General features: G+C 42.6%; 15 protein-coding genes. 14 read left to right on the forward strand and 1 reads right to left on the reverse strand.

The annotated features are described in order from the left end of the window. The first annotated feature begins 338 nt into the window (after positions 1-338). Entirely contained in the window at positions 339-1,253 is a 915-nt protein-coding gene (locus G575_RS0105935) for a DMT family transporter (RefSeq protein ID WP_027971920.1), read from the forward strand. Positions 1,254-1,274: 21 nt separating this feature from the next. On the opposite strand, the gene G575_RS0105940 is transcribed toward G575_RS0105935, so the two are convergent. Beyond that, positions 1,275-2,624: an aspartate kinase gene (locus tag G575_RS0105940; RefSeq protein WP_027971921.1), complete on the reverse strand. Its 1,350-nt coding sequence runs from the start codon at positions 2,622-2,624 to the stop codon at positions 1,275-1,277. 198 nt (positions 2,625-2,822) lie between these two features. On the opposite strand from G575_RS0105940, the gene fabM reads away from it, so the two are divergent. The 13 genes from fabM (at position 2,823) to G575_RS0106005 (ending at position 13,440) form a co-directional block, all read left to right on the forward strand. After that, the gene (fabM, locus tag G575_RS0105945; protein WP_027971922.1) at positions 2,823-3,617 is read left to right on the forward strand and encodes a trans-2-decenoyl-ACP isomerase; all 795 of its coding nucleotides are present in this window, start codon (positions 2,823-2,825) and stop codon (positions 3,615-3,617) included. 71 nt (positions 3,618-3,688) lie between these two features. Next, positions 3,689-4,123 (forward strand): fatty acid biosynthesis transcriptional regulator FabT, encoded by a 435-nt coding sequence (gene fabT / locus G575_RS0105950; protein ID WP_027971923.1) that lies wholly within the window; start codon positions 3,689-3,691, stop codon positions 4,121-4,123. Then, entirely contained in the window at positions 4,123-5,085 is a 963-nt protein-coding gene (locus tag G575_RS0105955) for a beta-ketoacyl-ACP synthase III (RefSeq protein WP_027971924.1), read from the forward strand. Before fabT ends, G575_RS0105955 begins: the two co-directional genes overlap by 1 nt. 55 nt (positions 5,086-5,140) lie before the next feature. Next, positions 5,141-5,365, forward strand: a complete 225-nt coding sequence (locus G575_RS0105960; protein WP_027971925.1) for an acyl carrier protein — start codon at positions 5,141-5,143, stop codon at positions 5,363-5,365. A 123-nt stretch (positions 5,366-5,488) separates the two neighbouring features. After that, positions 5,489-6,457, forward strand: a complete 969-nt coding sequence (fabK, locus tag G575_RS0105965) for an enoyl-[acyl-carrier-protein] reductase FabK (RefSeq protein WP_027971926.1) — start codon at positions 5,489-5,491, stop codon at positions 6,455-6,457. Between the two features lie 3 nt (positions 6,458-6,460). Further along, on the forward strand, positions 6,461-7,378 hold the full coding sequence (fabD, locus tag G575_RS0105970) for an ACP S-malonyltransferase (protein ID WP_027971927.1): 918 nt from the start codon (positions 6,461-6,463) through the stop codon (positions 7,376-7,378). A gap of 2 nt (positions 7,379-7,380) precedes the next feature. Continuing rightward, entirely contained in the window at positions 7,381-8,118 is a 738-nt protein-coding gene (fabG, locus tag G575_RS0105975; RefSeq protein WP_027971928.1) for a 3-oxoacyl-[acyl-carrier-protein] reductase, read from the forward strand. Positions 8,119-8,156: 38 nt separating this feature from the next. Beyond that, a complete protein-coding gene (gene fabF, locus G575_RS0105980; protein WP_027971929.1) occupies positions 8,157-9,389 on the forward strand; it encodes a beta-ketoacyl-ACP synthase II in 1,233 nt (410 codons plus the stop codon). 30 nt (positions 9,390-9,419) lie between these two features. After that, a complete protein-coding gene (gene accB / locus G575_RS0105985) occupies positions 9,420-9,869 on the forward strand; it encodes an acetyl-CoA carboxylase biotin carboxyl carrier protein (RefSeq protein WP_425423302.1) in 450 nt (149 codons plus the stop codon). Beyond that, the gene (fabZ, locus tag G575_RS0105990) at positions 9,866-10,288 is read left to right on the forward strand and encodes a 3-hydroxyacyl-ACP dehydratase FabZ (protein WP_027971931.1); all 423 of its coding nucleotides are present in this window, start codon (positions 9,866-9,868) and stop codon (positions 10,286-10,288) included. Before accB ends, fabZ begins: the two co-directional genes overlap by 4 nt. 109 nt (positions 10,289-10,397) lie before the next feature. Beyond that, complete coding sequence (locus tag G575_RS0105995; protein WP_027971932.1) at positions 10,398-11,768, forward strand: acetyl-CoA carboxylase biotin carboxylase subunit; 1,371 nt, start codon at positions 10,398-10,400, stop codon at positions 11,766-11,768. Positions 11,769-11,806: 38 nt separating this feature from the next. Next, a complete protein-coding gene (gene accD / locus G575_RS0106000) occupies positions 11,807-12,682 on the forward strand; it encodes an acetyl-CoA carboxylase, carboxyltransferase subunit beta (protein WP_027971933.1) in 876 nt (291 codons plus the stop codon). Next, positions 12,670-13,440, forward strand: a complete 771-nt coding sequence (locus tag G575_RS0106005) for an acetyl-CoA carboxylase carboxyl transferase subunit alpha (RefSeq protein WP_027971934.1) — start codon at positions 12,670-12,672, stop codon at positions 13,438-13,440. The genes accD and G575_RS0106005 overlap by 13 nt, the downstream gene beginning before the upstream one ends. Positions 13,441-13,488 lie beyond the last annotated feature (48 nt).

The raw sequence follows: 13,488 nt of genomic DNA on the forward strand, positions 1-13,488 counted from the left end.
TCAACCGGCCCTCAAGAACTCACCTTGCCAATTGAACAGTTGGATTTTGGTCCTATAGGGCCAATTTGAATTTTTAGAACACTAGTAAATGACGTGCGAAGTGCACAAGATGTCGTTATCGATTTTGCGAGCGAAAGTGAACATCATCAGATACTTTTCGCTACTAGGAATCTTTGCGACTTTAGACTCAACAATGAGTTATGACATTAAGGAGGCGGTCACTACCATCCCTACCACGCAAGAAAAGTGTCTAAAAGAATTTTTCATAAGGTTGGGTTCAGAAAAAACAGTGAAAATATGCTACAATAAAAGGAATTGAAGAAATGTGAGGAAAAAATGTGTCTACGATGTTGAAGGGATCTTTGATGGTTATCATTGCAGGGATTGCCTGGGGGCTTTCAGGCGTTTCAGGGCAATATTTAATGAGTCATGGCCTTCATGTTAACCTCTTGACTAGTCTGCGTCTACTGGTTTCAGGGGTTATTTTGCTGACGATGGTTTATGTCACAACTCCCCAAAAATTACAAGAGGCTTTAAGGCAAAAGTCTGTTTGGCTAGGAACAGCTTTGTTTAGTTTCTTTGGACTATTGTTAAATCAGTACGCCTACCTGAGTGCCATTCATTATACCAATGCTGGAACAGCCACTGTACTTCAATATCTGACTCCGGTTTTATTGATGGTTTATGTGTGTTTAAAAAATCGAAACCTGCCAACAAAAAGTGAGATACTAGCAATTATTTTGGCAATTCTAGGGACTTATATCATTGCCACTCATGGCGATTTAACTAAACTAGCTGTTACTCCTAAAGGACTTTTCTGGGGACTTTTGTCTGCCGTTACCTACGCTCTTTATATTCTTTTACCAGCAAAATTGATTAGAGAATGGGGAAGTTTGATTGTCATTGGCTTAGGAATGATGATGAGTGGGCTTGTCTTTCCAGTCGTCATTCAGGCTTGGCGTTATGATTTTTCCTGGACTATGGGAAATGGGCTTGCTTTGGTTGGCATTATCGGAATTGGTACTATTTTTGCTTATACGGTTTTCCTAAAGGGAACTAGCATTGTTGGCGCGGTGAAGGGAAGTCTGCTGGCAGCCGTTGAACCAGTAGCTTCTGTATTTTTTGGCATTCTTTTGTTGCAGGAACATTTCTACACGATTGATTTGGTAGGCATGTTGCTTATCCTGATAGCTGTTTTCCTCATTTCGTACAGAGATTTATTAGCTGAAAAAAGAAAACATCAAAAAATCTAGGCAGGCCTAGATTTTTTTGTATTAGCTGAAAAATGCTTGGTAGAGCGCTCGGATAGCTTTTTTCTCGTCCTCTGTTTTGATAACAAACATAACAGACACTTCGCTTGAACCTTGAGAAATCATGACAAGGTTGATGCCCTCTTCTGATAAGGCTGTGGTTGCTGTGGCTGTTACCCCGATATGGTTTTTCATGTTTTCCCCAACAATCATGATAATGGAAAGATCGCGTTCAATAGCCACTTCATCAACTTCTAGTTTTCTCGTCAGTTGTGAGATGATTTCTTGTTCCTTGATAGGTGTCAATTCTCTACCACGGACAATGATGGACATGTCATCGATACCGGTTGGCATATGTTCAAAACGAATGTTCAAATCTTCTAAAATTTGAAGCACTTTGCGACCGAAACCGACCTCTCGGTTCATGAGGTATTTGGACATGTTGATGCTGACAAAGTTATCATCGCCAGAAATACCAACAACAGGCAGGCTTTGTCCAGAGTGTTTGAGGACAATTTGAGTTCCTGGATGAGTAGGGTTGTTGGTGTTTTTAATCACGAGAGGAATTTTGCCACGGTAAGCCGGAATCAAGGCTTCGTCATGAAGAACAGAGAAACCAGCGTAGGCTAGCTCGCGCATCTCTTTGTAGGTCAGCTCTTTGATTGAATGAGGTTGGTGGACAACACCAGGGTGTGCAGCAAAGATACCATCGACGTCGGTAAAGTTTTCATATAGATCAGCTTTAACCCCCGCAGCGATAATTGACCCTGTAATATCAGAGCCTCCACGAGAAAAGGTACAGATTTGTCCGTCTGTTGTAACACCGAAGAATCCTGGAATCACCAAGATATCATCACTTTCAGCTAACTCTTCGATTTTATCGTAACTAGATGGTAAAATTCGGGCGTTACCTGGCTCGCTGGTTACGATAAGGCCTGCTTTTTTAGGATGAATATAGCGAGCGCTCAAACCTTCTTTGCGGAAGTACTCAGCGATTAATTTGGCATTATTATCTTCGCCGGCAGCCAAGAAGGTATCATATAAAAAGTCGTTACCCTCAATAGGGAGAGTTGCTAGCTGTTTGATAGCGTCAGCAATTTTCTCTAAAATACGATGAGAAAGGCCTAACTCATCAATAATGGCTTGATAACGGTCAATGATCCATTCTTGATCTTTGGTGACATCACGTTCAGCGATGTAATGCTTATAGTATTTGATCAGCGCATCGGTCACTTTTGTATCATCACTGTTTCGTTTACCTGGCGCAGATACTACGACAAAACGACGGTCACTATCGCTCTTTACAATATCTAGCACTTTTTTGAGTTGCTGAGCAGAGGCCAAAGAACTTCCGCCAAATTTAATCACTTTCATATCAGATCCTCTAATCTTAAAAAATTGATACAATTATAGCAAAATTCAGACTTTTTGTCAGCCACTTTGATGATTTTCTTGTGTGGGGATGAAGGAGTAGTCGAAAAGGCATTTTTTTCTTGCAAAATAGTTTTCTTTTGATATAATTTGAAATGTAAATTATTTGTAAATCAAATGATTTATTGAAAAGGAGGTTTTATGACTTTTCAAAGCATTATTTATCAAGTCACAGATGATTTAGCCACTCTAACCTTTAATCGGCCAGAGGTTTCAAATGGTTTCAATATTCCAATGTGCCAAGAGATTTTAGAAGCCTTGAGTCAAGCAGATAACGATGATACGGTTCGGTTGATCCGGATTGAAGCGACTGGTAAGGTCTTTTCAGTTGGTGGCGATTTAGCAGAAATGGAGCGGGCAGTAGCGGCAGATGATATTCAGTCTCTGGTAGACATTGCAAAGCTAGTGCAGGATATTGCCTTGAGAATGAAGCGAATCCCTAAGCCTATTGTGGTCTGTGTGGACGGACCTGTTGCTGGAGCAGCTTTTAACTTGGCATTGGCAGCTGATTTTTGTATAGCAAGTGACAAGGCCAAGTTTATCCAAGCATTTGTCAATGTTGGTTTGGCTCCAGATGCAGGTGGCTTATACCTATTGATGCGGGCAGTTGGGATGAATCGTGCCACCCATTTGGTGATGACAGGAGAAGCCGTCTCAGCTGAAAAAGCTCTAGAATATGGATTTGTCTATAAAACCTGTCAATCAGAAAAACTAGAGCAGACCAGCCAGCAACTGTTTAAGCGTTTAAGAAGAGGCTCCTTTAACTCTTATAGAGCCATGAAAGAGATGGTATGGGGTAGCTTTTTCTCAGGTTGGGATGATTATGCTAAATTAGAATTAAACCTTCAGGAAACACTTGCTTTTAAGGATGATTTCAAAGAAGGAGTCAGGGCTTTTGCGGAACGCCGCCGTCCAAACTTTTCTGGAAAATGGTAGCGACAATCTTTTGATTGTCAAATGCTTTCAACTGTGATATGATTTGATTATCGAATTAAAAAGGGGATTGTATGGATTTTCATCAAATCAATGATTATCTAGTTGATATCTTCAATCGTATTCTGGTCATTGAAGAAAATACCTTGCGTAGCAGTCAATTTAGTGACTGTAGTATCAAAGAGGTTCACACGATTGATATCATCGGCAAAGGTAAAAATGTAACGCCAAGCGATATTGCTAAGGAATTGATGGTGACTTTAGGCACAGTGACCACAGCACTCAATAAGCTTGAAAAAAAAGGCTATATCACACGGACCCGTTCTTTAGAGGATAGACGAGTGGTTTACCTAGGTTTGACCAAAAAAGGTCGTGTGATCTATCATTTGCATAAAAAATTCCATCGCACGATGATTGAACGTATCTTAAAGACCATGTCTGAAGAAGAACTTGGTGGGCTAGAGCGAGGCTTAGTTAACCTCCATACTTTCTTGGAGGAGATTCGCTGATGGCTTTTGCAAAGATTAGTCAGGTAGCTCATTATGTACCGGAGCAAGTGGTTACAAATGCCGATCTTTCAGAAATTATGGACACCTCAGATGAGTGGATCGTGACTCGGACAGGGATTCGAGAGCGTCGTATTTCGCGTGGTGAGAACACTAGCGATTTGGCATGCCAAGTTGCTCGACAACTGCTTGAAAAATCACATCTGACGCCTGAAAGTTTGGATTTTATCATCCTAGCAACCATGTCGCCAGATTCGATGATGCCATCAACTGCAGCGCGTGTTCAAGGACGTATTGGTGCGGTTAATGCTTTTGCCTTTGACGTGACGGCAGCTTGCTCAGGTTTTGTGTTTGCTTTAGCTACGGCAGAAAAATTGATCGCATCCGGTGCCTACCAAAAAGGAATTGTCATCGGAGCTGAAGTGACTTCTAAGTTATTAGATTGGTCGGATCGGTCGACAGCCGTACTCTTTGGAGACGGTGCTGGTGGGGTGCTTTTAGAAAAGGCAGAGGAACAGCATTTTTTAGCTGAAAGTCTTCACACAGATGGGGCTAAAGGAGGCTTATCGGCAGGAGAATCTTGCCTTGCTTCGCCTTTTTCAGAACATACGGAACCCGTTAGCGCCTACCTAAAAATGGATGGACGAGCTATCTTTGACTTCACCATTCGCACGGTTTCAAAGAGTATCAAAAGGATTATTGAGAGGGCTGGGGAGCCAGATTATCTCTTGCTTCATCAAGCGAATGAACGTATTTTGGATAAGATGGCGACAAAAATTGGTCTTGATCGTGATAAGTTTTTGGCCAATATGCAACGCTATGGCAATACCAGTGCGGCCTCAATTCCGATTTTGCTTTCTGAAAGTGTTTCGGAAGGGTTTATTAAATTAGATGGCTCACAAAAAATTCTCTTATCAGGTTTTGGTGGGGGTTTGACTTGGGGCAATTTAATTGTTAAAATCTAGTTAACTTGCGTAAAAAACGCAATTAAAAAATTATATTTTTATAGGAGAAAATCTCATGGCAGTATTTGAAAAAGTACAAGAAATTATCGTTGAAGAACTTGGTAAAGAGGCAGAAGAAGTAACGCTCACAACAACTTTTGATGAGCTTGATGCAGACTCTCTTGATGTTTTCCAAGTGATCTCAGAAATCGAAGATGCCTTCGATATCCAAATTGAAACTGAAGAAGGTTTGAACACTGTAGGTGACCTTGTTGCTTACGTTGAAGAAAAAACAAAATAGTTTCTCACAGAAAAAGAATAAGAAAAAGGTTGAGAGTTCCTCCAACCTTTCTTCTTAAAGTTATACTTTGATTATCAAAGAATAATTTTAAAAAGAAATTTAGTTGAAAGAAAGTAGCTGAACATGAAATCAAAAATTACGGAATTGCTAAATATTAAGTATCCTATTTTCCAAGGAGGTATGGCTTGGATCGCTGACGGAGATTTGGCTGGTGCGGTATCAAATGCAGGTGGTCTTGGGATTATTGGCGGCGGTAACGCGCCAAAAGAAGTGGTCAAGGCAAATATCGATAAGGTCAAAGCCATCACAGATAAGCCTTTTGGTGTCAATATCATGCTTCTTTCTCCTTTTGTAGATGATATTGTTGACTTGGTCATTGAAGAAGGGGTTAAGGTTGTTACAACTGGCGCTGGCAATCCAGGGAAATACATGGAACGTCTCCATGCGGCAGGCATTACAGTCATCCCCGTTGTCCCATCAGTTGCTCTTGCAAAGCGTATGGAAAAACTGGGTGTGGATGCCGTCATTGCAGAAGGTATGGAAGCAGGTGGCCATATCGGCAAGTTGACGACCATGACTTTGGTCCGTCAAGTCGTTGATGCCATTGATTTACCGGTTATTGCGGCAGGTGGTATTGCTGATGGAAATGGAGCTGCTGCAGCCTTTATGCTAGGGGCCGATGCTATTCAGGTGGGAACACGTTTTGTGGTTGCTAAAGAATCTAACGCCCATCAGAACTTTAAGGACAAGGTTTTGAGCGCCAAAGATATTGATACGGTGGTTTCAGCTTCTGTGGTTGGACACTCTGTTCGCTCTCTTAAAAATAAATTGACAACGGCTTATGCCAATGCAGAAAAAGAATTTTTAGCTGGGAAAAAATCAGCTGAAGACATTGAAGAGATGGGAGCTGGCGCTCTTCGTAATGCGGTTGTCGATGGTGATGTGGTTAATGGCTCTGTAATGGCAGGTCAGATTGCAGGCTTGGTTCGTAAGGAAGAAACGTGTGAGGAAATCTTGAAAGATCTTTACTATGGAGCGGCGAAGGTTATTCAGAAGGAAGCACAGCGCTGGGCAGAGGTAGTTGAGGATTAAGGCATGAAAAGAGCATTTTTATTTGCCGGTCAAGGTGCACAAAAGCTCGCGATGGCGAGTGACTTGTATCGGACTTATGATATTGTCAAAGAAACGTTTGCTACAGCTAGTCAGGTTTTGGGCTATGACTTGCGTGATTTGATTGATCAGGACGAAGAGAAGCTCAATCAGACGCGTTATACCCAACCGGCTATTTTGACAACGTCGGTAGCCATCTATCGCTTGTTGGCAGAAAATGGTATCACACCTGATATTGTGGCAGGTCTGTCTTTGGGGGAGTATTCTGCTCTTGTTGCTAGCGGTGCATTATCCTTTGAAGATGCGGTAGATTTGGTAGCAAAACGTGGCCAATTTATGGAAACTGCAGCACCAGCTGGCATTGGAAAAATGGTAGCGGTAATGAATACAGATGCCGACGTGATTGAGACCATTTGTCAGAAAGCTTCCCAAAAAGGTCTTGTGGCACCTGCTAACTATAACACACCAGCTCAGATTGTCATTGGTGGTGAGGTGGCTGGAGTTGACTACGCTCTTGAATTATTGCAAGAAGCGGGTTGCAAACGCCTGATCCCACTCAATGTTTCAGGTCCCTTCCACACAGCACTGCTCAAACCAGCATCTGAAAAATTAGCTAAAGAGCTTGAGAAGATCACTTTTTCAGATTTTGCTCTGCCTTTGGTTGGTAATACCGAGGCTAAGATTATGGAGCATGGGCGTATCAAGGAATTATTGGCCCGTCAGGTAATGGAACCTGTTCGTTTTTATGACGCAATTGCTAGCATTCAGGCATTTGGGGTTGATCAGATTGTTGAAGTGGGTCCAGGTAAGGTATTGTCTGGCTTTATTAAGAAAATTGATAAGCATTTATCTGTTGTAAATGTAGAGGATTTAGCTTCTTTTGAAGCACTTTTGGAGAATTAGGTATGGAGATTCGAAATAAAAATGTCTTTGTGACAGGATCGACCAGAGGAATTGGTCTAGCTATTGCTCATAAGTTTGCTAGTCTTGGAGCCAATGTGGTGTTAAATGGGCGTTCTGAAATGTCTCAAGAATTGTTGGCACAGTTTGCTCATTACGATGTCAAAGTGATTGGTATCTCAGGGGATATTTCTCAGTCAGCAGATGCAGATCGCATGGTGGCAGAAGCCAGTGAAGCACTTGGTAGCATCGACGTCTTAGTTAATAATGCAGGGATTACCAATGATAAGCTGATGCTCAAGATGACCGAGGAAGATTTTGAATCAGTTCTTAAGGTCAATTTGACAGGGGCTTTTAACATGACAAAATCAGTCTTAAAGCCGATGACCAAAGCGCGCCAAGGTGCTATCATCAATCTGTCGTCCGTTGTTGGTTTGGTTGGTAATATTGGTCAAGCAAATTATGCAGCATCTAAGGCAGGATTGATTGGTTTTACGAAGTCTGTGGCACGTGAAGTGGCTGGTCGAGGTATTCGTGTAAATGCTATTGCACCAGGTTTTATTGAGTCTGACATGACGGATAAAATTCCCGACAAGATGAAAGAAGCTATGTTGGCTCAGATTCCTATGAAGGCATTTGGCCAGTCAGAACAAGTTGCTGAAGTAGCTGCTTTTCTAGCTGTTCAAGACTATTTAACAGGACAAGTTATTGCCATTGATGGTGGCATGACAATGAATGGCTAGAGAGATGGCCTTTGACTGATAAGACCAAGGAGATAAAAATGACGACAAATCGTGTTGTAATTACAGGTTATGGTGTAACATCACCAATTGGAAATACACCAGAAACATTTTGGAATAGCTTGCGTACAGGTAAAATTGGGATTGGACCCATCACAAAATTTGATACGTCAGAGCTACCTGTGCATAATGCAGGTGAGATCAAAGATTTCCCTTTTGATAAATACTTTGTCAAGAAAGACACTAACCGTATGGATGAGTATTCACTCTATGCCATTTATGCTGCTCTTGAGGCGGTAGAAAATGCAGGACTTGATATGGAGCAAGTAGACTCTAATCGTGTCGGGGTTATCGTGTCCTCAGGTATCGGTGGTTTACAGGAAATGCAGGAGCAGATCATCCGTATGCATGAAAAGGGAATCAAGCGCATTCAACCTATGTTTATTCCGAAAGCCTTGTCCAATATGGGAGCTGGCAATATCGCTCTTCGTATTGGTGCACAAGGGGTTTGTAAGTCGGTGACAACTGCCTGTGCTTCAGCTAATGATGCTATAGGGGAGGCTTTCCGCGAAATTAAGTTTGGTTATCATGATGTGATTTTAGCAGGCGGAGCAGAAGCGACCATCAATGAGATTGGTATCGGTGGTTTCAATGCTTTGACGGCCTTATCAACGACAGAAGACCCAAGTCGCTCTGCCATTCCGTTTGATAAAGATCGCAATGGTTTTGTTATGGGAGAAGGAGCTGGTGTTCTTGTTATCGAAAGCCTAGAACATGCTCAGAAGCGTGGTGCGACAATCTTGGCTGAAATTGTTGGCTATGGGTCAAACTGTGATGCTTACCATCAAACGACGCCGACTCCAGATGGTTCTGGTGCTGCAAAAGCTATCCGCCTTGCTTTAAATGAAGCAGGTATTGCGCCAGAAGATGTTGCTTATGTCAACGCTCATGGGACGTCAACGCAAGCAAATGAAAAAGGTGAAAGCCAGGCGATTGTTGCTGTTCTTGGAAAAAATGTTCCAGTTTCATCAACCAAGTCATTTACAGGGCACTTGCTCGGCGCTGCAGGAGCAGTAGAAGCTATTGCTACTATAGAAGCCATGCGTCATAGTTTCATTCCTAAGACGGCCGGCACTCAGGAAGTATCAGATTATATTGAAGCAAACGTTGTGATCGGAGATGGTCAAGAAGCAGAGGTGAGGTATGCCATTTCAAATACTTTTGGTTTCGGTGGGCATAATGCTGTGCTTGCCTTCAAACGTTGGGAGGATTAATCCGTGAATATTAGTGATATCAAAGACTTGATGACGCAATTTGATCAGTCTAGTCTTCGTGAATTTTCATATAAAAATGGAGAAGCTGAGCTCGTTTTCTCCAAAAATAAACAGAGTCTTTCAGGGGCTTCTTTGCCGACACATTCGGTTCCTGCTTCTGGCTCAGCAGTTCAAACGATTACAGAAGACGTAGCGACAGCTGTTGCTCCTAAGGCTCAGTCAAGTGATGTAGCAACGGTTGCTGAAGGAGATCTTGTAGAAAGTCCGTTGGTCGGAGTCGCTTACTTGTCTCCTGCCCCAGACAAACCAGCCTTTGTCTCTGTGGGGGATGCTGTTAAAAAAGGGCAAACGCTCCTCATTGTTGAAGCCATGAAGGTGATGAATGAAGTTCCTGCTCCAAAAGATGGTGTGGTTACTGAGATTTTAGTGACTAATGAGGAAGTGGTTGATTTTGGAAAAGGACTGGTACGCATCAAATGATTGATATTAACCATATTAAGGATGCGCTTCCGCATCGCTATCCTTTTCTCTTAGTGGATCGGGTTTTGGAAACGTCTGAGGATGAAATTGTAGCGCTTAAAAATGTGACCATCAATGAGCCTTTTTTTCAAGGTCATTTCCCTGGCTATCCAGTCATGCCAGGCGTGTTAATCATGGAGGCCTTAGCTCAAACCGCAGGAGTTTTGGAGTTGTCTAAACCTGAAAATCAAGGGAAATTGGTTTTTTACGCAGGGATGGACAAGGTTAAGTTCAAAAAACAAGTGGTCCCAGGGGATCAATTGGTCATGACCGCTAAATTTATCAAACGCCGAGGCACCATTGCTGTTGTTGAGGCTAAAGCAGAAGTGGATGGGAAACTGGCGGCGTCAGGGATATTGACTTTTGCTATTGGAAACTAAGTTAAAGGATTAGGGCGCAAGCAAAAACGTAGAAAGCCAGGCCTCTAGTGTAGAGCACAAGGATTTTATGGTTTTGGTGCCTTGCTCAGCGCCCTGTATATCATCAATTATGTTTAAAAAAATTCTTATTGCCAATCGTGGCGAAATCGCAGTACGCATTATTCGTGCGGCGCGTGAACTGGGGATTGCGACCGTTGCTATTTACTCGGAAGCTGATAGAGAGGCTTTGCATGTGGCCTTAGCTGATGAAGCGGTGTGCGTAGGGCCTGCTAAATCCATCGATTCCTATCTCAATATGAATGCGGTATTATCAGCAGCTATTGTTACCAAAGCGGAAGCCATTCACCCAGGTTTTGGTTTCTTGAGTGAGAACTCAAAATTTGCAACCATGTGCGAAGAGATGAACATTAAATTTATCGGACCATCGGGCTCTGTCATGGATAGAATGGGGGATAAGATTAACGCCCGTGCAGAAATGATTAAAGCTAAGGTGCCAGTGATTCCGGGTTCAGATGGAGAAGTCTTTACGACGGAAGAAGCACTTGCAATAGCTGATAAGCTTGGCTATCCGGTGATGCTTAAAGCTTCTGCTGGTGGTGGCGGAAAAGGGATTCGTAAAGTTGAGAGTCGTCATGATTTAGCACCCGCTTTTGAATCGGCTTCTCAGGAAGCGAAAGCTGCCTTTGGTAATGGTGCGATGTATATTGAAAAGGTTATCTATCCAGCACGTCATATTGAAGTTCAGATTTTAGGAGATTCATTTGGACAGATTGTTCACCTAGGTGAACGGGATTGTTCTTTGCAACGAAACAATCAAAAAGTTCTTGAAGAAGCTCCGTCTGTTGCTATTGGAAAAACCCTTCGCAGTCAGATCGGTCAGGCAGCGGTACGCGCTGCACAGGCTGTCAACTATGAAAATGCAGGTACTATTGAGTTTCTTTTGGATGAGACCCTTGGTGAGTTTTACTTCATGGAAATGAATACGCGTGTCCAAGTGGAGCACCCGGTTACCGAGTTTGTCACGGGTGTTGATATCGTAAAAGAACAGATTCGTATTGCAGCAGGTCAAGCCTTGTCAGTGACGCAAGAAGATATTTGTATCACTGGTCATGCGATTGAATGTCGAATCAACGCTGAAAATCCCAAGTTTAATTTTGCCCCAAGTCCAGGGAAAATCACGGATTTATATCTACCAGCTGGAGGCGTGGGCTTACGAGTGGATTCGGCAGTGTATAACGGTTATACCATCCCGCCTTACTATGATTCCATGATTGCCAAAATTATTGTCCATGGGGAGAATCGATTTGATGCGCTGATGAAGATGCAGCGTGCGCTATACGAACTTGACATCGAAGGAGTGATAACCAATGCTGAGTTTCAGTTGGACTTGATTTCAGATAAGCGGGTAGTTGCTGGGGATTACGATACTAGTTTTCTCATGGAGACGTTTTTACCAGCTTACAATGCAACGGATGACTAGTCATTGGTAAGCCTTTAGAAAATAGTTGAGGAGAACAGATGGGGTTATTTGATAGAAAAGAAAAATACATCCGAATCAATCCAAACCGTTCAGTTGTTGGTCAATCGGCTCGTGAATTGCCAGAAGTTCCAGACGAGTTGTTTGCGAAATGTCCTAGCTGTAAGCATATGATTTATCAAAAGGATCTTGGAATGGCAAAAATCTGCCCTACTTGTTCCTATAATTTTAGGATTTCAGCACAGGAGCGTCTGTTGCTGACGGTTGATGAAGGTAGTTTTGAAGAGCTCTTTTCAGGCATCGAAACCAAAAATCCACTTAATTTCCCTAACTATCAGGAGAAATTAGCCGCTGCTAGAGAAAAAACAGGACTTGATGAAGCTGTTTTGACAGGACTTGCTGATATTAAAGGGCAAAAAGTAGCTTTGGCAATCATGGATTCTAATTTTATTATGGGATCTATGGGGACGGTTGTAGGTGAAAAGTTGACACGTCTTTTTGAATTGGCGACAAAAGAACAGTTATCTGTATTGGTTTTTACAGCTTCTGGAGGAGCTCGTATGCAGGAAGGGATCATGTCTCTCATGCAAATGGCGAAAATATCAGCAGCTGTTAAACGCCATTCAGAAGCCGGTCTCTTTTACTTGACGGTACTCACAGATCCGACAACTGGTGGAGTAACTGCGAGTTTTGCCATGGAAGGGGATATCATTTTGGCGGAACCTCAGACCTTGATTGGTTTTGCAGGGCGTCGTGTGATTGAAACTACTGTACGCGAGAATTTGCCAGAAGGTTTTCAAAAAGCAGAATTTTTGAGGGATCATGGTTTTGTAGATGCTATTGTTAATCGTTTGGAATTGCGAGACACGATTGCACAGCTTTTGCTTTTTCACGGAGGTAAGTCATGGCAACAGTAGGACGCATTTTAAAGGAAGCAAGAAGCCAAACTCGCCTGACGGCGCTGGATTACGCCAATCTTATGCTTGATGATGTGATTGAATTGCATGGAGATCGCCAATTTTCAGATGACGGTGCAGTTGTCGGGGGGATTGGGCGTTTGGGTGACCAGGCCATAACCTTTGTAGGGATTCAAAAGGGCGGCAATTTGCAAGAAAATCTCAAACGTAACTTTGGTCAACCTCATCCAGAAGGTTACCGAAAGGCTCTGCGTCTCATGAAACAAGCAGAGAAGTTTGGTCGTCCGGTTCTTGCATTAATCAACACTCCAGGTGCTTACCCAGGTGTAGGAGCTGAAGAGCGCGGTCAAGGTGAAGCTATTGCTCGTAATTTGATGGAAATGAGCGATCTGAAGGTTCCGATTATTGCAGTCATTATCGGTGAAGGAGGTTCCGGAGGAGCTCTAGCTCTTGCCGTCGCTGATCAAGTTTGGATGCTAGAAAATACGATTTATTCCATTTTGAGTCCAGAAGGCTTTGCCTCTATTCTCTGGAAAGACGGTAGTCGTGCCTCAGAAGCTGCAGAGTTGATGAAAATTACAGCAGGTGAGCTACTTAATATGAATGTTATTGATAAGGTGATTCCAGAACGTGGCTTTTTCTCTGGAGAAATTGTGGATGATTTGAAGCAAAATCTTATAAGAACTTTTGAAGACTTATTGCAATTAGATAAGGAAACGCTGATAGAAAATCGTTACCAACGCTTCCGAAAATTTTAAGATTGGATTTTCCAATCTTTTTATATTACCATTTTTAGCTGATAGAAG

The sequence above is a fragment of the Streptococcus plurextorum DSM 22810 genome (genome assembly GCF_000423745.1).
Taxonomy (GTDB): domain Bacteria; phylum Bacillota; class Bacilli; order Lactobacillales; family Streptococcaceae; genus Streptococcus; species Streptococcus plurextorum.